Origin of the sequence: Lujinxingia vulgaris (genome assembly GCF_007997005.1) — a bacterium.
Classification (GTDB): domain Bacteria; phylum Myxococcota_A; class Bradymonadia; order Bradymonadales; family Bradymonadaceae; genus Lujinxingia.
On the sequence record NZ_VOSL01000059.1, the window covers coordinates 113,373 to 136,502 of the forward strand.

Genomic DNA, 23,130 nt, shown 5'->3' on the forward strand with positions numbered 1-23,130 from the left:
TCGATCTCGATCTCGATCACGGGCTCGATCTCGAACTCGAACGCGATCTCGATCTCGGGCTCGATCTCGAACTCGATCTCGGGCTCGGGCTCGGGCTCGGGCTCGGGCTCGGGCTCGGGCTCGGGCTCGGGCTCGAAACACGTGAACCGCCAGAAATGCGCTCAAATCGCCCCTCATCGCAAACCCCGGCGCCCCACAACCACCTAACCACACAACCACACAACCACAACCCGCACGCCCCCCAAACCCCCTCACGAATCGACCCACACCGCAAACCCCGGCGCCCCACAACCACACAACCACAACGCGAACCCTATAACCCGAGCGCATCCAGGGCGGCGGCCTGGCAAGGAGGCTGGGATGAAGCTGTAGCAGCGCTACTGCGAATCCCAGACGACGCAGCCAGCGTCGTCCTGGGGCGCTCGGCACTCACGAATCGCCCCCCACCCCAAACCACCGCGTCAACACATCGCCCAGCCCCGGATCCTCCAGCGAGCCGACCCAGGCCACATACCCATCGGGTCGAATCAACACGGCCTCCGGCGCCTCCACCTGACCGAGTACGGGCAGCTCCCATGTCCCCTCATAGCTGCCATCGACCTGTCGCACGCGCGGCGCCCGGGGAGCGACGTTGAAGGCGCCGGGACCGCCGAGGTTCAGCAGCAGCGGCCGACCGTCGTGCATCCACGATGAGACGCGGCGAGTCCCCTCGGCGGTGGCGATGTCGAGATCGGGTATGCGCCTTCCCAGCAGGGGATGGCCCTCCCCGAGGTCGTAGTGGATATCAAGGCCGGACATCATCGCGGCGATGCGCCGGCGCGCTTCATCCTGGCCAAGCAGCTCGGCCATGATGTCGCGCAACGCCTGATGGCGCTCCCCGGGGCGGCTAAGGGAGACCTGCGCGCGGGTGTTGTGCAGCACCCGCGCGGCAACCGGATGGCGCTCGGCATGGTAGGTGTCGAGAAGGCTTTCGGGCGACAGGTGTTTGACAACCTGGGCCAGCTTCCAGCCCAGGTTGATGGCGTCCTGCACGCCGGTGTTCAGGCCCTGCCCTCCCTGGGGCGGGTGCACGTGGGCGGCGTCGCCGGCCAGCAGCACGCGCGACACGCGGTAGCTCGCAGCCTGACGGGTCATATCGGTAAAACGCGAGATCCAGCGGACGCTCTGCAGCCCGAAATCGTCTCCGTAGATCGCGACGAGCGCGGCGCGAAGGTCTTCCAGAGAAGGCTCTCCCGTGGCCTCTGTTCCCGGCTCGGTCAGCACGACGCGATAGGGCTCCCCCTCCTCGCGGCGGCCGATGGCGTGCGTACCGCTGGCGTCGCGGCGAAATCCCAACTCGGGCACCTCACTAAACTCCGCCTCGGCGATCATCCAGCTCGTTGAGGCGTCGAAGCCGGGGAACGCGATGCTGGCGAGTTTGCGGATCAGGCTACGCCCGCCATCACATCCGACGAGGTAAGCGCCCTGGAGCGTGCGCGCATCCGAGAGCTCCACCTCGACGCCCTTCTCATCCTGGCGAAATCCGACCACCTCCACGCCGCGCAGGATCGAGACGCCCAGCTCCCCGACCCACTCGGCCAGGATCGCCTCGATCTGGTTCTGCCAGATCGCCAGCCCGTGGTTAAAGCGCGTGGGAAAGTCACTGATATCCAGCGGAATCAGCGCAAAACCCTGCACCTGCATCACCTGCCCCGCCGAGAGGAAGCGCTCGGCGATGCCGCGCTGCTCCAACAACTCCAGGGTGCGCGAATGCAACCCGCCGGCGCGCATGCCTGCCAGCTCCTGCGTTTCGCGGCGCTCAACGACGAGCACATCGACGCCAGCCAACGCCAGCTCCCCGGCCAGCATCAGGCCCGTGGGGCCCCCTCCTGCGATGATTACTTCGTGGTGCGTCATGGTGCCTCCTTATGGGTGATTGGGTAATGAAGGTGCCGACTATGATGGGATTTTGGGAGAGAATCGAGTGCGGAGGTGGGAAACATCGGGCTCGGGCTCGGGCTCGGGCTCGATCTCGGGCTCGATCTCGATCTCGGGCTCGATCTCGATCTCGGGCTCGTGCTCGTGCTCGTGCTCGTGCTCGTGCTCGTGAACCACCCAACCCCCTCACGAATCGACCCACACCGCAAACCCCGGCGCCCCGCGACCACACAACCACACAACCACAACCCGCACGCCCCCCAACCCGAGCGCATCCAGGGCGGCGCCTGGCAAGGAGGCTGGGATGAAGCTGTAGCAGCGCTACTGCGAATCCCAGACGACGCAGCCAGCGTCGTTCTGGGGCGCTCGGCGGCGCTCGGCGGCGCTCGGCACATGGACATTCCCGTTACACATCACTACGCTCTGCACCTCCACGCCACATGTTGCCGCCCGACCTTTCGCTCCCCCGAAACACCGAGCCCTCCTGATGCGCCCCCACATCTCCGCTCCACTCGCCGCGCTCCTCTCTCTGACCCTCGTCGCCTGCACCGAAGACGCCGACGTCTTACCGGACGAGACGCCCGTTGAGCGCGAGGCAGCCCCCGAAAACGAGGGTATCTACAGCTTCGCCAACGCCTGTGTGACGCTCGATGTGGCTGCTGCCGGCACGGGGCGTGCGGCATTTCTGGTCGCCACCGAAGATGGCGAGGGGTTTGCGCTGGACGGGGCCGAAGACGACGCGCTGCGCCTGACAATGCGCGCCACCGACCTTGGGACCTACCTCTTTTACGATGAGGACGAGCGCTACCTGGTCGTCGAGGACGACGCGTTTTTGCGCCGCGAGACGCTCCCCTCCGACCGCACCACTCTCGATGACACCTTCCTTCCCGGGGTGCAGTGGGCGCTGGAGATCTCCGGGGAAGACGACACCCGCTTTCGCCTAAAACACCTCAAGACCGGCGCCTACCTGAGCCCCGAGGGGCTTCAAGACGAGGTGAGCGACGCCGGCGTGGTCACCCTCTACGCGGCCGAGGGCTGCGCGACCTACCCCGAGCTCACGCTGGACGCCGAGGGAGCGATCACCAAAACAACCTTCGACGACGGCTCGGTCTACGGCTTTGTCGACACCCATAGCCACATCTTCTCAAACTGGGGTTTTGGCGGAGGAAGCATCTTTCACGGCGCGCCTTTTCATGCGCTGGGCGTGCCGCACGCGCTGGGGGATTGCACCGAGTTTCACGGGGAGATGGGCCGCCAGGATCTCTTTGGCTACGGCTTTGATAAGGCCGACGAGGTCAGCGAGCTCGATATGATCGGGGCCTTTGTCAGCGGGGAGACCCCGCGCGACTACCACCGCACCGACGGCTGGCCGACCTTCAGCGAGTGGCCCAGCGCCCACTTCTTATCGACCCATCAGGCTCAGTATTACATGTGGATCAAACGCGCCTATTACGCCGGGCTGCGCCTGGTGGTGAACCACGCCACCAGCAATCAGGTGATCTGCGATCTGGTCGCCGGCAGCGACGTGCAGCCGGTGCGCTACTCCTGCAACGACATGGTGGCCGTCGAGCGCACCATCGAGGAGACCCGCAAGCTCGAGCGCTACATCGACGCTCAGAACGGCGGCCCGGGCAAAGGGTGGTTCCGCGTGGTGGAGTCCCCCGAGGAGGCCCGCGCCGTCATCGAAGACGGAAAACTCGCTGTGGTCTTAGGCATCGAGGTCTCCAACCTCTTTGACTGCTTTCTGGTCCCGCCCGGCGGTGGCGAGCGCTGCAACGAGCAGCAGGTCCTCGATAACCTGGAGCGCTACCAGGAGTTGGGCGTGCGCGCGATCTTCCCGGTCCATAAATTCGACAACGCGTTTTCGGCCGGCGACGGCCACCGCGAGATCATCGAGCTGGCCAATTTTGCGATGACCGGCCACTTCTCCAACTTCACCGACGACTGCCCCGACATCCCCACCGTCTTCGATAAGGGCGATGTGGCGTTTGGCGAGCTCAACGATCCACGTGAAGACTACTTTGCACAGCCCCCGGTCGATATGAGCGGGTTTGCCGACGACCCCATTCAAGTCTTGCTCGGCCAGGCCCAGTACCTGATGGGGGGCTCGTTGCACGGCGACTACTGCCAGAACGCCGGGCTCACCGAGCTCGGCGAGTTCTTGATGGTGGAGCTGATGAAGCGCGGGTTCATCGTGGAGATCGACCACCTGCCCCGGCGCGGCTACCAGCGGGCCTTTGAGCTCCTGCAGGAGCACGACTACCCGGCGGCCGGTACCCACGGGAACAACTTCCGCGGCGCGCTCTACGAGCTGGGCGGGGTCTCCAAGGTGAACTTTGCTCGCTGCGGCGACGCGGAGAACCCGGGAGGTCGCATCGAAGGGCTCAACCGTCGCCTGGAGCTCATCGAGAGCGCCGGCGGCTACCCGGCCGAGGGTTTTGGTTTTGACCTCAACGGCTTCGCCGGCGCACCCGGCCCCCGCTTTGGCGACAACTCGGAGTGCGACACCCCGCAGGAGAACCCCATCACCTACCCCTTTACCTCCTTCGACGGCAGCGTCACCTTTACCGAGCCGCGTCTCGGAGAGCGCACCGTCGACTTCAACACCGAGGGCATGGCGCACCTGGGCCTTGTGGCCGAGCTTATTGAAGACGTGCGTCGCGACGGCACCAGCGATGAGGCCCTCGAGCCCATCTTCCGCTCGGCGGAGGCCTACCTGCGCTTCTGGGAACGCAGTGAGGCGCGCGGCGCGGCGTTGCGGGGGGAGTGAGGCGCACGTGTGGTGGGACGTGGGCCAGCCGATACGGAACCCGTCGTTGCCTCGCATGCACGATACGTTCATTTACATTCACTCTGGTGATGTACTATTTATTGGCTCGTCACGCCCCAACCTTAATGTGATCGTAGATAAACCCACGCACTCTAACGTAGATTTTGGATTATACATGCATCTATTACGCTACCGCTGGCCCTTCGTGGCCCTCATGCTTTTCAGCGCTGCTTGCTCCGGCGACCCCGACGACGATGCCACAACCGACGTCGGCAACGTCTCCGACGCTGGCAACGACACGGACACCGGCAACAACTCGGACATTGGTAACAACTCGGACACCGGCAACGACACGGACGCCGGCAACGACACGGACGCCGGCAACGACACGGACGCCGGCAATGACCCGGACGTCGGCAACGACACGCTTAGCATCGGAATCACCGTCGTCGGCCTGGGGCACGTCACCAGCGACCCTGAAGCCATCGACTGCCCATCAAACTGCCGGGCCTTCATTGACGAGGGCACCACCCTCACGCTCACCGCCCTCCCCAACGAGGAGCACATCTTCGAGGGTTGGTCCGGAGACTGCGCCGGTTCGGAGACGGAAATCACAATAACCCCGAGCGAGGCGATGGACTGTATTGCGACCTTTGGAGAGGTCCCGCCACCCAGCGCCTGGTTCCGCCGCTACGGCCAGTTTGGTGATCATGACCTGCTCGATTTTGCCCCCACCGAGGACGGCGGCATGCTCGTCGTGGGCGTCTCTGCGGTCTACGGCTCCGGCGGCCAGGAGGCCATCGTCGCCCGCCTGGAAGCCGACGGCCAAATTCGCTGGCAGCAGGCGATGGGCTCCGGCGGCGATGACGCTCTCCACGAAGTCCTCGCCATCGGCGACGGAGACTTCCTGGCGGTGGGCCACACCGAGACCGACACCGGCGATGAGGCCGCCTGGGTGCTGCGCCTGGGCCCCGATGGCCAGGTGCGCTGGGAGCGCGCCTACCAGCTCAGTGGAGACTACGAACCCCGAACCCTCTCGTCCCGAGGCTACAATGTGGACCGCCTCCCGAACGGAAACTTTATCGTTGCCGCCACGAGCAGTAGTCTGGACATCTTCGGCTCCAGCAGCACCGGCCTGATCACCATCACACCGGACGGCAACAACCAGTCCGCGCGCCTGATCGACCATACGGAGATTTGGCAACCAAAGGACATCGTCGTAGCCGACGACGGCGATATCGTCGTGGTTGGCACATCGCGCTTGCAGGATCGCGGCCTCGCCACGCGTGTCAGCTCCGGCGGCTGGGTAGCCTGGACCCTCACACTGAGCACCACAGATTCTCCTCCCACACTCTTCAACGCCGTGCTGGCACCCGACGACGGCTCGACGTACATCGGCGGCACCGTCCAATTCGACGGGGACGGCAATGACGACGCCTTACTCATCAAGATAACGCCGGAGGGCACCATCGCCTGGCAACGCACCTTCGACGCCTCGGACCACGACAAGGGCCAATCGCTCTCCTTCCTCTCCAACGGCGATCTGATCTTCGGCGGCTCCTCCACCTTCGCCGATGAGAGCGTGAGTTGGGCGCTGCAGATCAACCCCACAAACGGCGTGCCCCGCTCCGAAAACACCTTGCGCATCTCCGAGGAGGAGGGCCTGCTCATCAACACCGTTAAGGTGGTCGATGGCGATCGCATCATGGGCGTGGGACACGTCCTCAACAACGACGACGAGAGCACCATGCGCGGCAGCGCCTTCTGGGCCGACTCCCTGGACGACGTGGACACCTGCGGCGCCCCTCCGACCCTGACGCTGGACGTCGGCACCAGCGATGTCGACGATCCCGACGAAGGCACCGGGCAAACGGCGTATCCATCCTACAACATCCCCACCATCAACAGCGCCATCGACACCACCATCGACCTGATAGGCAACGCCTACTGCGGCGAGTAGCCGCGTGGGGCCATCACCCTATTAAGCTCAACGTCGCAGAGCCGCCCCCGCCGGGGCGGCTCTGCGCGTTTTCACCCCTAGCTTGTGGGTTTGTAAACCGCTGAGGTGATGTCTTGAAACGTTGACGCCAACACATCCTTGTCCCGCGATAGCCATCGCGGCCCTCTCCCCCCATAATGGCCCCGACGACCACCTTTGATGATCGCTGAGGTCTTGTGTGAAACGCGTCTGTTCCCTCCTCCTTGTTCTCCTCGTCATTCCAGGCTGCGACACCAGAGCCGAAGCCTGCGAAACGGACCTCGACTGCTACGTTGGCGAGCAATGCGTGCTGCAAACCTGCCTGCCCCAGGACGAAGGCGACACCGACCAGCCCGCCGAAGACGCCGGCGATGTGGACACAGACGCCCTGGATACAGGTGACGTCGACGCACCTTACGCCCCGGACACAGACGATGCCATCGCGCCCGACGCCGACGACGTTCCCCCCTACCCCGTTGAGGTCTCCGCCGGCCTGGAGCACACCTGCGCCCTGCTCAGCGACGCCACGGTGTGGTGCTGGGGCAGCAACAGCGGGCTTGCGCTGGGCCAGCCCCAGGGCATGCTTCGCGCCCTTACCCCGATCAAACTCGACGGCCTCGACGGCGCGGTGCAGGTGGTGGCCGGCATCGGCCAGACCTGCGCTCGCTTTGAAGACGGCTCGGCCAAATGCCTGGGCGACAGCTTAGGCGGAGGCCTGGGCGACGGTACGCTCCAGGGGAGCCAGCACCCGGTTGATGTGCTCATCGAAGACGTGCACCAGCTGGGCGACGCCTCCCTGCATCACTGCGCCATTGCCGGCCCCGATCGCACACTCTACTGCTGGGGCAACAACGACTCCGGGCAGACCGGCGCCGACGACGATCCCACGCTCACCCCCTGGCCGGTAGCCGACTTGAACGGCATCCAGCGTGTGGCCCCGGGTGAGGAGCATACCTGCGCGCTCGACAGCTCGGATGCGGTGTATTGCCTGGGCGCCAACGACTCCAACCAGCGCGGCGTCAACCCCGAAGGCCCGATCACCGAGGCTCCCAACATCGTGGAGGGCTTTGTTCCGGGTAACCCGGTGGTGGAGCTGGTCGCCGGCGGGCGACACACCTGCGCGCGGGAAGCCGACGCCACGGTGCGCTGCTGGGGCGACAATGGGAGCGGGCAGCTCGGCCTGCCCGCCGACGACCCCATCGCCGCCTCCCTGCCTGTGACCCTCGAAACCAGCGTCACACTCAGCGGCCTTGCCGCCGGCGGTGACACCACCTGCGGCATCTCCAGCGAGGGGCACGTGTACTGCTGGGGCGCCAATGAACTCGGCAACCTCGGCGTGGGCACCACTTCTGCGTACACCGGGCCCCAGCGCGTCCTCGACCTCAACGACGCCACCTCACTCTCGGTCGGCCCCGGCCATAGCTGCGCCCTCACCGAGAGCGATGACATCTTCTGCTGGGGCTCTAACAACTCCGGACAGCTCGGCGTCGACAGCCGCGCCAGCGCTCTGGCACCGAGCCTGCCGGTGGTCGCCATCTGGCGCGATTGACCGGGCTTTAACCCTCCTGCCAACTTCTCTAAGGTGCCGGGCCGACCGCTCCCCTGACACTCAGGCTTCCTCCAGGAATCGTCATGAACACCACCGCCGGGCGCTCGCCAGGGCTCCCGCTCGCTACCCTTCTCACCGTGGTTTTAGGCCTGGGCCTGATGGCCTGCGACACCAACGGCCAGGCCTGTGAGTCCAATGTCGACTGTTACGTCGGCGAGCAATGCGTGTTGCAGACCTGCCTGCCTCAGGATGAAGGCGACGCCGACTCGCCGGCCGAAGACGCCGGCGATGTTGGTGATACCGACGATGTCGGCGACGCTGACGATCCCCGGGACACCTCCGACACCGAGCCTCCCGAAGACACGGGCGACGCCGACGACGCGGATGCCGACGCCGACGATCAGCCCCCCCCCACCCCGTCGAAATCTCCGTTGGCGAAGATCACTCCTGCGCTCGCCTCAGCGACCACACCGTCTGGTGTTGGGGCTCCAACCTGGGCCTGGCCCTGGGCCAGCCCTCAAGCGTGCAATCCTCCGATGTTCCCCTGAAAGTCGAAGGGCTCAGCGGCGCGTTGCAGGTGGTGGTGGGCTACCGCTACACCTGCGCGCGTTTTGAAGGCGGCAGCGTGCGCTGCGTGGGCGACGACGTCGCCGTGGCCGTCGATGAGGGCACGCGCACCGACAGCGCCGAGCCCGCCACCGTCACTCTTGAAGACGTGCACGCCCTGAGCAACGCCACCTACCACAGCTGCGCCATCGCCGGCGCCGAACGCACCCTGCACTGCTGGGGCCGTAACGATCAGGGCCAGACCGGCGCGAGCGCAGATCCCACGCTCCTCCCCTACGAAGTTGGCGCCCTGAGCGACCTGCAAGTCGCCGCCGCCGGCGAAGCCCACACCTGCGTACTGAGCGACCAGGGCGATGTCCGCTGCATCGGCGGCAACAACGCCGCCCAACGCGGCTACGACGGCGGCGCTTCGACAACTCCTAACACCGTCGCAGGTCTCGACACCGACGCCAGCGTGGTCGAGCTCGTCTCCGGCAGCTACCACAGCTGCGCGCGCCACGATAACGGCAGGGTGCGCTGCTGGGGCAACAACGCCTTCGGCCAGCTCGGGCGCGAACCCAACTCCCCTTACACCTCCGCCCAACCTCTGGAAGTAGACTTCCCCACCGAGCTCAGCGGGCTGGCCGCCGGCGGCGACAACACCTGCGGCATCACCCCCGAAGGCGACGCCTACTGCTGGGGCTATAACGGCACGGGCGAGCTGGGCGACAACACCGATGAGGAACGCAACGGTCCGGTAAAAGTCATCAACCTCAACAACGTCACCGCCCTGGCCCTCAGCCCGGTGCACAGCTGCGCGCTCACCGCCGACCACCAGATCTACTGCTGGGGCGCCAACTACACCGGCACCCTGGGCACCGGCGACACCTTCAGCACACTCGCCCCCTCCGAGCCCGTGGTGGCCACCTGGGAAGACTGATCCGCCCCCGAATTTGCAGCCCCCGACGATGCTCCAAACCTGACACGCATCACTTTATCCTTTGTCCCCACCGCTAATTTTTGATGTTGAGTATCTCCGGAGTCCCCATGTTGTCCGTCCCTCGCCATCTTCTCACCCGCTGCTTCCCGCTCCCTGTGCTCGGCGCACTCACACTGCTCCTCATCGCCTGCGATGCCAACAGCCAGGCCTGCGAGTCCAACGTCGACTGCTACGTCGGCGAGAGCTGCGTGCTGGGAACCTGCGTCCTTGATGAAGACCCCGATCTGGACGTCGGCTCGGACACCACCGAAGAAGATGCAGACACTCCCTACGAAGACGCCGGCGACACCGACCAGAGCGATACAGACACCCACATCCCCGATGGCCCCCCGCACCCCATCGCCATCTCCGCAGCGATGAACGTCAGCTGCGCCCTCTTGAGCGATGCGACGGTCTGGTGCTGGGGCGACAACAGCGCCAGCTTTATCAGCGGCGGCGACGACGAAGCCCTAACCCCGCGCAAGATCGACGGTTTTGATGGCGCCGTGGAGATCGCCACAGCCAACGCGCGCCTCTGCGCACGCATGCAAGATGGCGCAGTGCTCTGCCGCGGCGACGGCTCCAACGGCTCCGGCACCACCCTGGAGACCAAGATCGACGGAGGCGCCACGCGCTTAAGCGCCGGCGGCTTCCATATGTGCGCGACTGTCGGCGAAGACGCCACGCTGCATTGCTGGGGTGACAACGGCTTCGGGCAGACCGGCGCCGATGGCGAGCAGACCGCCGAACCCACACCGGTTGAGGGCGCCAGCAACATCGTTCACATCGCCGCCGGAGACTTCCACACCTGCGCCTCCACCGACGCCGACCAGGTGCTCTGCTTCAGCGACAACTACGCCCGTCAACTCGGCGTGGAAGGCGGCGAAAGCCTTGAGCCGGTGACCCACCCCTTCTTCTCCCCCACAACCTACCCTGTCTTTGAGCTCGTGGCCGGCAGCACCCACACCTGCGCCCTCTCCGAATCCGCCGAGGTCTGGTGCTGGGGCGACAACACCTTCGGCCAGCTGGCCATCGACACCGAGCTCCTCGAAAACTCCGCCGAGCCCGATGGCGTCGTGGCGGATGACGCGCTGGAGAAACTCGCCGCCGGCAACCATCGCACCTGTGGTGTGGGCACCGCGGGTCGCGTCTTCTGCTGGGGCCAGGACCACACCGAAACGATTCAGCACGTCCACGCGATCCCCTTCCTTCAGGGCGTCACGCAGCTCGCCATCGGTCAGAACCACACCTGCGCACTCACCGAGGACAACGCCATCTTCTGCTGGGGCGCCAACGCCTCCGGCCAGCTCGGCATCAACACCCGCGGCGATGAGACCGAGCCGGGATTTGCGGTCGTCCCCAGCTGGGAAGACTAGCCCTGGTGCTGCCGCCCCTTGTGCCGGGGGGCCCCGCTGGCATTGGAGCGCGCCAATCTTTACATTGGGCGGCATCGTGCTCGGCCAGCGTCGGATAAGAACCTCCCCTGATTCTGTTTTCCGGATCGACTTATGACTACTCTCCCGTTCTCTGAGAAGGCCTCCTCCAGGCTGCTGCCCCTGATACTCGGTTTGTTCGCCCTCGCGCTTGGCGGCTGCGAAACCCGAAGCCGAGCCTGCGAGACCAACGCCGACTGTTTTATTGGCGAGGTCTGCACCCTGGAGACCTGCCTCCCGGTCGATGATGCATCGCCAGACGCCGACCCCTCGGATACGGGCTCGCCAGACACCGCCCCCACAGACACCGACGCTGCTGACACCGATCCCTCGGATGCGGGTGCGCCAGACACCGATTCTTCGAATGTGGGTGCGCCAGATGCCGATCCCTCCGATGCGGGTGCGCCAGACGCCGATCCCCCGCCAGACACGCTCGTACCGGTGGCCATCGCCGCAGCGAAACATTACAGCTGTGCGCTCCTCAACGATGCATCTCTGTGGTGCTGGGGCGAAAACAGCGCGCTGCTCTTCGACTCCAACAACGCCCTGGCGCAGCCAACCCCCGTCAAAGTTCAGGGGCTTGAAAACATCGAGGAGGTCGCCGCCTCCGACCACCACCTCTGCGCGCGTTTGGAGAGCGGCGCGGTCCACTGCCTGGGTCATAACGATACGGGTGGTCTGGGTAACGGCTCTCAGCTCCCGAGCGTCACCCCGGTGGTGACAATCAACCAAAACGCCAATCGGGTCAGCGGCGGAGCTCACCATAGCTGCGCGGTAATCGGTACTGAGTCCACGTTGGTATGCTGGGGCACCAGTAACTCGGGACAGACCGGCTCCGAGGACAACCCCACCTTAGAGCCCTCGGACGACGTCGGGCTCCATCTCACTTGGCGGCTCGCCATTGGCGACCACCATACCTGCGCGGTCTCGGACGACGACAAGGTGCGTTGCTTTGGCAACAACGACGAGTTTCAGCTGGGTCATACCGAAGGCGGCGGCCATGTACCGCAGCTGGTGGAGTTCTACTCCCAGAATCAGCCTGTCTACGAGATCGTCGCAGGCCGAGCGCATACCTGCGCGCTGACCTCCTTGGGCGTCGTGCACTGCTGGGGTGCCAACAACAAACGCCAGCTGGGCGGGGATACAGCCAAGAGCGCTACCCCCCTGACCGTCGACCTGTCTACGGGCTTGAATAGGCTGGCCGCTGGCGGAGATACATCCTGCGGGGTCAACCCTCATGACCGCGTCGTATGCTGGGGCGCCGATCACCCGAGTGGAAGCTCGGCTCCGCACGTTATTTCTGGCGTCAGCGATGTGCAGAGCGTCGCCGTCGGACAGAGTCATGCCTGCGCCCTCAACGATGCCAGCGAGATTCGTTGCTGGGGAGATAACGCCTTCGGGCAGCTGGGCACCGGCCACACCGATAGTGCCATGTCGCCTCCGGAACCCGTGGTCCCGACCTGGGAGGACTAAACGTCCGCGATACCGTCGCAAGCAGCGCCTCACTGCTTGACATACGACGTCAAAAACTCCGTCTGATACGACGCTGATTCTTGTGTTGATGGCGTTTCTACCGACCGTGTTGTGCTATACCCCTTTGGGGCGGATCGCATTTTTGCAAATGAGCACACGCTTCGCCTGCGGCGAGGGCAATGACCTGACCTTCTTCGGCGGGTTACTCCAAGGTGAGGTCCTCACCCTCTCTGGCGAAAGCGCCGAAAGCGCCAAGAACGATGCGGCGAGACTGTTGCGCGCCGACGACCTCCACGACGTTGAGAGCTGCGTGCAGACCGAACCTTGCCGTCTTCCCCCCCGTCAACACCGCTCTTGCGGACCCCAAGAGCACACCACCCCGCTCATCGCAGCCGCGTAGCGCTGGACACCTACCAGTCGGTCGCCACCGCGACCGACTCCGAGGCCATCTTCCCCTTCTAGCCATCGCGGCACACGCTGAGCGCTGATCAAAAAAGGCCGCCCCACTCCGGGCGGCCTTTTTTCATCACGCACATCACTCTGAGCTTCGCTGACCTTTGTCGTCCAGAACACTGCTGAATGTTGTCGCAACGAGCTTCGCTATCTTGCTTCGTCTGGAACGTTGCTCTTCTTCGTCGCAATGAGCGTGGCGGACCTTCGTCGCAACGCGCTTCGCTGACCTACCCCATCATCAGAAGCGCCCCCAACCCGCCGGCCCCCACCACCCAGCAGTACCACGCAAAGTGATGGAACTGTGCCTTCTTCAACAGATCCACAAGCCAGATGATCGTCAGATACCCCACCACCCCGGCCACCGCCGCGCTCACCCCGTACACCAGGGCTGTGCGACCGCCATCGACCCCGGCAAAGAGCGCTGGATCGAACTTCAAAATCAACGCGCCCAGCACCGCCGGGATCGAGAGCAAGAACGAAAAATGTGCCGACTCCTCCCGCTGCGCCCCCAGCCACAACGCGGCCGCAATCGTCAGCCCGCTGCGCGAGAAGCCCGGCAGCGCCGCCAGCCCCTGCGAGAGCCCGATAAGGATCGCCACCATCGGCGTGATGTTCCACAGCGTCCAGGCCCCGCCTCGTTCTTTACGCGTCTCATCCTTATAAAAACGCATCGAGAAGAGGATGAACCCGGTGATGATCAGCGAGATGCAGATCGTATGCGGCATGTACTCGGCCGGGATCACCTCGGCGCCCTCGGCCGGCTCCAGCACCTTGTCGATGCCCAGGCCCACGATCGCGGTGGGGATCGTCGCCAGCACCAGCAGCACCGCCAGGCGCGCGCCCACATGCTGGCGAAACGCCCCCAGCGAACGCTCGTGCAGCCCGTCGGCCGCCGCAGCAAACACGTCGGTGATCGAGGTCATGATCTGCTGGCGGTAAAACAACATCACCGCCAGCAGCGTGCCCAGGTGCAGGGTCACCGTAAAAAGCAGCTGCGGCTCCTGCACCCCCAGAAAAGTCTCCCCGAGCAAGAGATGCCCCGAAGAGCTCACGGGCACAAACTCCGTGGCCCCCTGCAAAATCGCCAACAAGATCGCTTCGATGAAGCTCATCTCGCTCCTTGAATCTCAGGTTGCTGGCGAGGCTTCAGGCCAGGTCCCACGCTCGCACGTCTCGCTCACGCGCTCTTGGCCATCGCCGGGCCCTGCTGCTCGGCCGCCTCCGGATACACATCCGGCGCCACGCCGTCCTCGGCCATGATCCAGGTCTTCATCGCCGGCACCATCGCCTCATGCCACTGCGGCGAGAGACGCGTGTAGATGAAGGTGCGGTAGAGCGCGTTGATGATGTCTTCGAGCTCTTCCACCAGATACATCCGCTCGTAGAACTTCTCGTCTTCCTCGCGGCTGAGCACCGCCGGGATCTTCACCGACGAGAAATCCATGCCCTCGGCCTTGAGCGTGAGCAGCCACTCGCGCCCATCCTTGATCACCCGGATCTTCGCCCGGCTGACCCGCTTGCCCTGCTGCAACGCCACCTTCGCCTCTGGCGAGTAGGCCGGCGCGCCGCCTTTAAAGGTGTTGCGCTCGGTCTCGGCCAGGTAGGCCTCCAGCACCAGCGCGTCGTCAAAGAGCACCTCCAGCTCACCGTGCTCCTCGACCTCCATCAGCCCGTCGTAACACTCGGACTTAAACCACAGCCACATCATGAACTCGCTGCCCAGAAAGCGCCGCGTTTCAATCAAGTCGATCAGATCCATCGTCACAGCTCCTCACCAACGACCGATAAGACGTTGAATTTACATCACTTTTAAGAACACACAACCCGCCACATGCGCTCAGCGCTGGGGCAGCCCCTCGATGAAGTTGGTCGGCTCGACCACCGCCAGCTCCTCGATCTTCTCGGGCCCCGGCTCCAGCTGCACGGCGTTGATATACGGGTTTCCGGGCAACAACTTCAGCCCGAAGGTGTCCTCAAAATACCCCTGAAAGAGCTCACAGACGTTCCCGGACTGGCTCCAGAAACGTACTCGCCCCTTCTGCAGATCCCAGCTCATATCGATGACTTTCATGCGCGGAAGCTGCTTCTCTTTGAGCTTGCGCTTGACCATGATCTTGATGTCTTCGCGCTCAAACTTGCTCAGGCGCTGCTTGTCGTTCTGGATCATGTACTCGCGCTCGGCCTCCTCCACATGCGCTTTAAGCAGCGCGCTGGGGATGGCGTACTTATCCTGCCGAAAGCCCAGGTTGATGAAGTGGTCGAAGAGCAGCGTGTGCAGATCGAAGCTGATCTGAAGCGGACGCTCCACGGGCACCCAACCCTCGGAGACTTCCTCCTCGTCTTCGGGCTGAAGCGGCTTGAAGGCGTTTTTGCGGATCTGCTGCAGGTAGAGTTCCTGCCAGTTCTCCGGCACCTCGCCCTGCACATAGAAGAGTTTGTAAGACAGCGTTCCAGATAAGGCACCCAACGTGGACCCTCCGTGGTTTAAGGTGGGTGAACAAAACGGCTCCGCCCCCGATCTACCACCGGCACACCGGGGCGCAAAAAAAATAGGGCGGCCGCCGCTGCCCCGAAGTCAGCGACGACCGCCCTGCACCTCAACCTTTTAAGGCGCGAGGCTCAGTCGATCTCCGGCGCGAACCCGCGGCGCATCGTGTTCTCGACCACCACCCGCGGCGTCATAAAGTGCAGCAGGTAATCCGGACCGCCGGCCTTGGTGCCCGCCCCCGAGAGCTTAAAGCCGCCAAAGGGGTTGCGGTACACCAGCGCGCCGGTGATGCCGCGGTTGATGTAGAGGTTGCCCACCTCAAACTCGCGCCGGGCCTGCGCGATATGCGAGGGGCTGCGGCTGAAGATCCCGCCGGTCAGCGCAAAACGGGTGCTGTTGGCCATCTCCAGCGCCTGCTCAAAACTCTCGGCGCGCATCATGGCGAGCACCGGCCCGAAGATCTCATCCTGGGCCAGACGATGCTCCGGCGTGATGCCCTCGATCACCGTCGGGCCCACGTAATAGCCGCCGCCCTCGGGGACCTCGCGCTGCACGAGCAGGTGCCCCTCCTGACGGCCAAGCTCGATGTAGCTTTCGATCTTCGCTTTGGCCTCCGCGTCGACCACCGGGCCGATTTTCGTGCCCGGCAGCGAAGGCGGCCCCAGCATCACACTCTTAACCGCCTCGACCAGGCGCTCCTTGAAGGCGTCGTAGCAGGACTGATGCACGATCACCCGACTGCACGCCGAGCATTTTTGCCCCTGGAAGCCAAAGGCCGACTGCACCACCGCGCTCACCGCCTCATCAAGGTCGGCATCGGCGTCGACGATCACGGCGTTTTTGCCGCCCATCTCACAGACCACATGTTTGACGTGCGCCTGACCGGGAGCCATCGTCGCGGCCTGCGCCACGATCTTCAGGCCCACCTCCATGCTGCCGGTGAACGCCACGGTGTGCACCCGAGCGTCCTCCACCAGCGCCTGCCCCACGACCTCCCCGCGGCCGGGCAAAAAGCCAATCACACCCTCCGGGAAGCCCGACTCCTGGCAGATGCCCATCAGCTGCGCGGCGATCACCGAGCTCTGCTCGGCGGGTTTCATGATCACGGCGTTACCGGTGACCGCGGCGGCCATCGTCATCCCGGTGAGGATCGCCAGCGGGAAGTTCCACGGCGCGATCACCGCAGCGACCCCGCGCGGGATGTACTGCAGCTCGTTGAGCTCGCCAGGGAGTTTGCCCAGACGCTCGGGCGTATCGAGCGCCATCATCTCGCGGGCGTAATAGTCGCAAAAGTCGATGGCCTCACACACGTCGGCGTCGGCCTCTCGCCAGGTCTTTCCGACCTCCCAGACCATCCAGGCCGCAAGCTCATCGCGACGCTCGCGCATCCGCCTGGCCACCTCCAGCACACAACGCGTGCGCTCCTCGACCGGCGTCTTCGCCCAGCGCTTCTGCGCGCGGCTCGCGGCCACAAGCGCCGCCTCGGTGTCGGTGAGGCTCGCGCTCCCAACTTCGCCGACCACCTCCGAGGGGTTGGCCGGGTTGAGACTTTTCAGCGTCTCGGTCGTCGGCATCACGCGGTTGGCCACGACCACATCAAAGCGTCTCCCGAACTGCCCGCGCACCTTCTCGACGGCCTGCGCCATCCGCTCGCGATCGCGGGCGGTGGCAAAATCACGCAGGGGCTCATTGCGAAACCCCTTGATGTTGAGGCTCTCAATCTCCGGCTCCGGCCCCGGCGCCGGGTTGCCATCGGGTGAGGAAGGCGCGGCCAGCAGCCGCTCCATGCTCTCGCCCTCCACAAAACTCATGCGCAGCCAGCTCTCATTGGAGGTGTTCTCCAAAAGCCGCCGCACCAGATACGCCATCCCCGGGATCATCATGCCGATGGGCACATAGTCGCGCAGCCGGTAGCCCATCGAGGTCACCGCCGCCTTCATCGGCTCGGCCATCCCGTAGAGCATCTGAAACTCGATCTGACTTTTATCGAGCCGGCTCGCATCGGCGTAGGCCATCGCGTAGGCGATCGAGCGCACGTTATGCGAGGCGATCGCCGCGCGCAGCACCTTATGGTTATCGAGCAGCACCTCGGTGCAGCGCTCGTAGGACTGGTCCGTCTCCCACTTCTTCTTGAAGACCGGGCAGGGCCAGCCCTCCTGCTCGGCGTGAATCGTCTCGTAATCCCAATACGCCCCCTTCACCAGCCGCACCGTCACCGGCGAGCCACGGCGCTTGGCCCATTTGGCCAGCGCCTTTAAGTCGTCCTCACAGTCGCGGAGGTAGGCCTGCGCCACAATGCCGGCGTACTCAAAACCCGCAAACTCGGGCTCTTCCAGAAGACTCTTAAAGACGGCGTAGGTCAGATCTTTGTAGCGATACTGCTCCAGATCCAGGTTGATAAAGACCCCGCGCTCCGCCGCCAGCCTGAAAAGCGGGCGCAGCCGCTCCTTGACCGCATCGACGCTCCCCAGCGGATCGATGGGATCGAGCTGGCTATAAAGCGACGAGATTTTTACCGAGACGTTGACCCGGGGAACGCGCCCGAATTTGGCCTGCTCCAGTGTGGGGTTGGCCGGCCAGGACTGCGCCTGCTGGCTGAGCGTCTCAATGATCTCGACATAACGCTCAAAGTAGTCGTTGGCCTCGGCCTCACTGACCGTCGACTCCCCGAGCAGGTCGAGCGTAAAGCACAGGCCCTCCTTCCACATCGCCTCCAGGGTGGGGATGGCCTCGGTGGCGTTCTGACCGGCGATAAAACGCTCGGCCATGCCCACGATCTGCTTCTCGATCTGCCCGGCAGCCATCTTCGCAATCCGGCTATCCGGTTTGACCTTCGAGAGCCCCCACTGAAAACTCGCCGGAAAATCCTGCTCCGGTCGGCAGAAGTATTCTTGAAGGTGCTCGGCCACCTGCACGTGGTCGGTGAGCGTGGGGAAGACGTCGACAAAGCGGAACATCTCCACCTTGAAGGCCTCATCCTTCATCGACCAGTCCATCATCTTGCCGCTCCAGTAATCCTTGCGGAAGACCGAAGGCGACTGGCCCTTCATGCGCTTAAAGACCTCGCGACCCAGTTCAAGAACATCCTTCTCGCGTACTCGAGCCATCACAAACTCCGGGCAGGTTGTCGGGGGAAAGTGCGCGTCGGGGGCGCTCAGAATGCACCACACCGGACGAACGTGACGCGCCGGACGAGAGGCTATGGCTGGAGGTCAGGAAGGAGGTTAAGGGGCGCGCCGACGCGGCCCAAACATCGTCCCCTTACCGGGGTTTGGCAACCCCATTTACGCGACAAAATGTGACGCAGCGCATCACCGCAACCCCGCGTGATCATTGACGCATCGCATCATTCACAGCTCCAGCCACTCCCCTGAAGGCGCCACGTGAATCGTCCCCTCAAAGCCCCCTTTCTGCAGGGCGCGTTTGAGCGCGTAGCGCGCCCCATCGCGGGCGTGCACGAGCGCGATCTGCGCGGGCTGAAGCTGTCCGGCCACCGCCAACAGTTGCCAGCGCAGCGCATGGGTGGGGAGTAAGGCGTGCAACACCCGGGCGCCGCCCTTCTCTAAGGTGCCGCCCCTTGCCGACGCTCTGTGAGCTCTGTGAGAGGCCGACGATCCAGCGCGCTCCTGACGAGCACGCGCCAGAAGTTTGCCAGCAGGGCTGGAGGGGTGGGCGCGGTTGGTCACCAGCAGCGTGGCGGTGGGGTCCTCGCGTAAGAGTGCCAGCAGGGCGCCGGCGGTGGTGTTTTTTTGAAACTGATCGCCCACCGCCAGCGCCACACCGCCGGCCTCCAGATGGGCGCGAAGTTCGCGCCGCGAGCCGTAACGAAGCCCATGGAGGAGCGCCGCACGCGCGCTCGCACCGGCCGCCAGCGGCCCCTCGTCCTCCCCACCGCGGCGCATCACCTCAAACGCCGGCCGCATATACGCGTCGACCATCAACCCCGGCGCCCGATCCCGGCAGGCATCGGCCAGCAGCAGCGCAAGCTCCCCGCCCTCCCCCAGCGCCGAGGCCCCCGCCAGCACCGCACCACCGCGCTCCGAGAGCAACGCCTTGATGCGCCGCACCTCCTCGCCATACTCCACCGCATCGAGCTTCGCCTCATTGGCCAGCGTCGCCTCCATCACCAGCAGGTCGAGCTCACCCGACCCCATCCGCGGAAGCTCCGCGCCCCCCACCCACACCTGGTCGTGCGCGCAAAAATCCCCGGTGTAGAGCACCCGCGCCACATCCTCCTCGCCAGATGTCGCATCCCTCGCCATCCCCTCCAACGCCACCAGCGCCATCGCCGCCCCCGGCATATGCCCGGCCCCCAGCGCCGTGAGTCTCACGCCCGGCATCACCTCCACCGCCACCCGCCAGGGCGCAACCTTTACCCTGAGCGCGATTGCCTCGGCCCGCTCCCGCGCGATCCCCTGGCTCATCAGCGCAAAGGGCAGAAGATCGCGCGACGGGCGGGTCATCCACACGCCCATCTTCGGCCAGCGCGCCACAACGTCGGCCAGCGCCCCCACATGATCGGCATGCACATGGCTCACCCACACCGCCCCGGGCTCCTCCCCGCAGGCCTCCAGTCGGCGCACCGCTTCACTGCGCGTGCTCGGACGCCCCACCCGCCCGCAGTCCAGCAAGAGCCCGCGGCCCTCCCCACGCCCCACCAGATGCAGGTTTGGCTCGCGCCCCCCCGCCCCCTTAAGCGAAATGAAGCGCAGCCCCTTCGGCGTTATGCTTGAGTCTTGAACCATCGGCGTTTAGCCTGACATGTTCTGTGCTGCCTGTCCGAGCGCCGGCAAACTCGCCGGCCCCCTTACTCTCAGGCACGCTTTTGCGTTTCCCGGCCCGGGTCCCTCTCCCGGGTCTGACCTGCCTTTGCACGCGGGTCTTCCTCAGGAGTCTGTATGACCTCGGGTGGTCGTCTTAACATCGATCTGAAGCGCGGCGCGATCCCGCTCTCCCTCTTTATCCTGGCCGTGCTCCACTACGGGCTGGGCGCCCCGCTCTGGGTGCTGGGCCTCTTCTCGTTGTGGGTCCCCATCGTCTACATCCTGATGCCCTGGTACGCGCGGCGACGCTGGGAGGAGTTCGACCGCACCTTCACCCAACACTTTCAGCGCGGCAAGCATCGCGAACTTCTCCAGGCCTATCGCAAAGAGTGGTACCTGCGTCGTTTCGGCCCGCAGGCCGACATGCTCAGCAAGCTCGGGCTCATCTACAGCGCGCTCGGCAAATACCGCGAGGCCGAGCACGCCCTGGAGCAGGCCCTCGACGCCATGGGCTCTCCCGGTCCCCAGCAGCTCTACTTCAACCTGGCCAACGTCAAATTCGAGCTGGGCAAGTTCGATGACGCCATGCAGATCTACCTCTCCCTGCGCGGAAACTCCCCGTACCAGCGCGCCGCCCGCACCCAGATGGCGCTGATCGATCTTCAAAAAGGCGCCCGCGTCGAGCAGGCCCGCTCCTTTCTGGAGAGTGAGCGCCCCCGCGCCTCCGCCCCGATGCGCGAGCGCATCGACCGCGCCCTGGCCCGACATTAAGTCCTCATAAACCCGCCAGACGCACACCCGCCTTGCCAACTGGGCCTCCGGGCCTATAGTGCCCTGTGGCGCCCTGCGCGCATAAACCCGATACCGCCTCGGCCTGCTTGTCCCTACCACCCGGCGACGCGCTGGCCGGCCCCCCCTTTGTGACCGCTGCTCATAAGAGCCTGGTTGATTTCAGGAGTTGTTTCATGGCCCGTTCCAAAGACCGCAAGTACGACATCCGCACCCTCGACCGTTTCCTGCGCGATGGTAAAATCTCCGACGAAGAGCATCAGGCCTACCTCAACGAGCTGCCCGACGTCGCCGAGAAAGCCGCCACCGTCGAAGCCGACTTTGAGGAGAACGTCCTCGAGAAGAAAGATCAGGAATGATCTCCTCTCTCCCGGGAGCCTGCGCCGCAGCTCCCGGGCAACCCGCACCACCGCGCCGGAGGCAGTGATGGCCGACCACGATGATCGCAATGGCAAAGGCTCCGATACCACGACCGGGCCCCGCGTCACCCCGCTCGGGGGCAACACCGGGGTGCACATCGCCTCGGCCCAGGCCGATGAGGCCCTCGACATCGACTTCGGCGGCTTCATCGTCAGCCTCGGCACAAGCTGCATGGTCAACCTGGGCAAGTACCCCAACCCCGAGACCGGCAAACTCGAGCTCGACCTCGACGCCGCTCGCCAGGTGATCCACATCCTGCAGATGCTCGCAGAAAAAACCCGGGGCAACCTCGAAGATGACGAGTCGCAACTTCTGCGCACGCTCATCTACGACCTGAAGTTGGCCTACGTGGAGGTCAAAGGGTGACCATCGCGGGGGAACATCCACGCCGGAGCTCGCTTTTCCTGCTCTCGGCGCTGGCGGCCTTTATTCTGAGCGCCTGCCAACCCTCCCCCGACACCCCCTCCTCCCCCGATCCCGGCGAAGCCGCTCCCACGCCACAGGCCGACGCCCTCCCCTCGGCGATGCCCCCCGACTTCTCCACCCTGGTAGGCGACGCCCGCCCGGCGGTCGTCAACATCTACACCCGCACCACCGCCCCCCGTCCCCGCTCCCCGCTGCTCCCCCCGGGCATGGCCCCGCCGGAGCGCGAGCAGCAGAGCCTGGGCTCAGGCTTTATCTTCGACAGCCAGGGGCTCGTCCTCACCAACGAGCACGTCGTGCGCGACGCCACGCAGATCGCGGTGCGCCTGCTCGACGACCGGGTCTTTGAGGCCGACATCGTCGGCACCGATCCTCAGACCGACGTCGCCGTCCTGCAACTTCGCGACGCCGACGAGCTCCCCACGCTGCCCCTCGCTGACTCCGACGCCCTGCTCGTCGGCCAGTGGGTCATCGCCATCGGCAACCCCCTGGGCCTGACCAGCACGGTGACCGCCGGCATCACCAGCGCCACCGGCCGCCAGGTCATCCCCCCCGGCGGACAGCTCCGCTACCAGGACTTCATTCAGACCGACGCGTCGATCAACCCCGGCAACTCCGGTGGCCCCCTGCTCAATGTGGCCGGCCAGGTCGTGGGCATCTGCACGGCCATCGTGGCGCAGGGGCAGGGGCTGGGCTTTGCCATCCCCATCAACATGGTCAAGACCATCCTGCCCGCGCTCATCGAAGAGGGGCGCGTCTCACGGGCCTGGCTCGGCGCCTACGTCAGCGAAGTCCCCGACGCGCTGCGCGCCGAGCTTGAGCTGGGCCCCGGCGGAGCACTCATCACCCGCGTCATCGAGGGCAGCCCCGGACAGCTCGCCGGCCTGAAACCGGGCGACATCGTCCTGCGCATCGCTGCAGAAGAGGTCACCAACGCCAACCAGCTCTCCTGGGTGGCCTCTAACTTAAGCGTCGGCCAGCCGGTGCCGGTCCACATCCAGCGCGGCAGTGAGTCTGTGGAGCTCACCCTCACGCCCGCCCCTCAGCCCGACTAGAAACGCCCCTCCACGCCCCACCTCACCGGCCGCCCCTTGGAATGAACGCGAGCGTTCACACGTTTCTAAAGGGTCGAAATCACCCGGGTTTTCG

17 protein-coding genes are annotated in these 23,130 nt (G+C 65.0%); 10 read left to right on the forward strand and 7 right to left on the reverse strand.

Features of this window, described 5'->3' with window-relative positions:
* Nucleotides 1-429 precede the first annotated feature (429 nt).
* Complete coding sequence (locus tag FRC96_RS15245) at nucleotides 430-1,896, reverse strand: FAD-dependent monooxygenase (RefSeq protein ID WP_146975660.1); 1,467 nt, start codon at nucleotides 1,894-1,896, stop codon at nucleotides 430-432.
* 39 nt (nucleotides 1,897-1,935) lie between these two features.
* A complete protein-coding gene (locus FRC96_RS15250) occupies nucleotides 1,936-2,094 on the reverse strand; it encodes a hypothetical protein (protein ID WP_230470303.1) in 159 nt (52 codons plus the stop codon).
* Between the two features lie 310 nt (nucleotides 2,095-2,404).
* Here FRC96_RS15250 and FRC96_RS15255 point away from each other — a divergent pair, with 310 nt between their 5' ends.
* From FRC96_RS15255 to FRC96_RS15285, 6 genes are all read left to right on the forward strand, one after another.
* Nucleotides 2,405-4,687, forward strand: coding sequence for a hypothetical protein (locus tag FRC96_RS15255; RefSeq protein ID WP_146975661.1), 2,283 nt, complete (start codon nucleotides 2,405-2,407; stop codon nucleotides 4,685-4,687).
* Between the two features lie 175 nt (nucleotides 4,688-4,862).
* Nucleotides 4,863-6,647: an InlB B-repeat-containing protein gene (locus FRC96_RS15260; RefSeq protein WP_146975663.1), complete on the forward strand. Its 1,785-nt coding sequence runs from the start codon at nucleotides 4,863-4,865 to the stop codon at nucleotides 6,645-6,647.
* A gap of 217 nt (nucleotides 6,648-6,864) precedes the next feature.
* The gene (locus tag FRC96_RS15265) at nucleotides 6,865-8,214 is read left to right on the forward strand and encodes an RCC1 domain-containing protein (protein ID WP_146975665.1); all 1,350 of its coding nucleotides are present in this window, start codon (nucleotides 6,865-6,867) and stop codon (nucleotides 8,212-8,214) included.
* A 523-nt stretch (nucleotides 8,215-8,737) separates the two neighbouring features.
* Entirely contained in the window at nucleotides 8,738-9,700 is a 963-nt protein-coding gene (locus FRC96_RS15275; RefSeq protein WP_146975668.1) for an RCC1 domain-containing protein, read from the forward strand.
* Nucleotides 9,701-9,807: 107 nt separating this feature from the next.
* A complete protein-coding gene (locus tag FRC96_RS15280) occupies nucleotides 9,808-11,115 on the forward strand; it encodes an RCC1 domain-containing protein (protein WP_230470304.1) in 1,308 nt (435 codons plus the stop codon).
* Nucleotides 11,116-11,247: 132 nt separating this feature from the next.
* On the forward strand, nucleotides 11,248-12,645 hold the full coding sequence (locus FRC96_RS15285; RefSeq protein ID WP_146975672.1) for a hypothetical protein: 1,398 nt from the start codon (nucleotides 11,248-11,250) through the stop codon (nucleotides 12,643-12,645).
* Between the two features lie 680 nt (nucleotides 12,646-13,325).
* On the opposite strand, the gene FRC96_RS15290 is transcribed toward FRC96_RS15285, so the two are convergent.
* The 5 genes from FRC96_RS15290 to FRC96_RS22680 form a co-directional block, all read right to left on the reverse strand.
* Entirely contained in the window at nucleotides 13,326-14,210 is an 885-nt protein-coding gene (locus tag FRC96_RS15290; RefSeq protein WP_146975673.1) for an undecaprenyl-diphosphate phosphatase, read from the reverse strand.
* A 65-nt stretch (nucleotides 14,211-14,275) separates the two neighbouring features.
* A complete protein-coding gene (locus tag FRC96_RS15295; protein ID WP_146975675.1) occupies nucleotides 14,276-14,857 on the reverse strand; it encodes a hypothetical protein in 582 nt (193 codons plus the stop codon).
* A 78-nt stretch (nucleotides 14,858-14,935) separates the two neighbouring features.
* Nucleotides 14,936-15,565 carry a hypothetical protein gene (locus FRC96_RS15300; RefSeq protein ID WP_146975677.1) on the reverse strand — a complete coding sequence of 210 codons (630 nt, stop codon included), beginning with the start codon at nucleotides 15,563-15,565 and terminating at the stop codon, nucleotides 14,936-14,938.
* 152 nt (nucleotides 15,566-15,717) lie between these two features.
* Nucleotides 15,718-18,693 carry an L-glutamate gamma-semialdehyde dehydrogenase gene (gene pruA, locus FRC96_RS15305; RefSeq protein WP_146975679.1) on the reverse strand — a complete coding sequence of 992 codons (2,976 nt, stop codon included), beginning with the start codon at nucleotides 18,691-18,693 and terminating at the stop codon, nucleotides 15,718-15,720.
* A 243-nt stretch (nucleotides 18,694-18,936) separates the two neighbouring features.
* Entirely contained in the window at nucleotides 18,937-20,331 is a 1,395-nt protein-coding gene (locus FRC96_RS22680; protein ID WP_146975681.1) for an MBL fold metallo-hydrolase, read from the reverse strand.
* A 153-nt stretch (nucleotides 20,332-20,484) separates the two neighbouring features.
* On the opposite strand from FRC96_RS22680, the gene FRC96_RS15315 reads away from it, so the two are divergent.
* The 4 genes from FRC96_RS15315 to FRC96_RS15330 all read left to right on the forward strand — a co-directional run bounded on the left by FRC96_RS15315 (nucleotide 20,485) and on the right by FRC96_RS15330 (nucleotide 23,036).
* Entirely contained in the window at nucleotides 20,485-21,120 is a 636-nt protein-coding gene (locus FRC96_RS15315; RefSeq protein WP_146975683.1) for a tetratricopeptide repeat protein, read from the forward strand.
* A 194-nt stretch (nucleotides 21,121-21,314) separates the two neighbouring features.
* Nucleotides 21,315-21,497: a hypothetical protein gene (locus tag FRC96_RS15320; RefSeq protein WP_146975685.1), complete on the forward strand. Its 183-nt coding sequence runs from the start codon at nucleotides 21,315-21,317 to the stop codon at nucleotides 21,495-21,497.
* 67 nt (nucleotides 21,498-21,564) lie between these two features.
* Entirely contained in the window at nucleotides 21,565-21,924 is a 360-nt protein-coding gene (locus FRC96_RS15325) for a DUF1844 domain-containing protein (protein ID WP_146975687.1), read from the forward strand.
* On the forward strand, nucleotides 21,921-23,036 hold the full coding sequence (locus FRC96_RS15330; protein WP_146975689.1) for a S1C family serine protease: 1,116 nt from the start codon (nucleotides 21,921-21,923) through the stop codon (nucleotides 23,034-23,036). The genes FRC96_RS15325 and FRC96_RS15330 overlap by 4 nt, the downstream gene beginning before the upstream one ends.
* Nucleotides 23,037-23,130 lie beyond the last annotated feature (94 nt).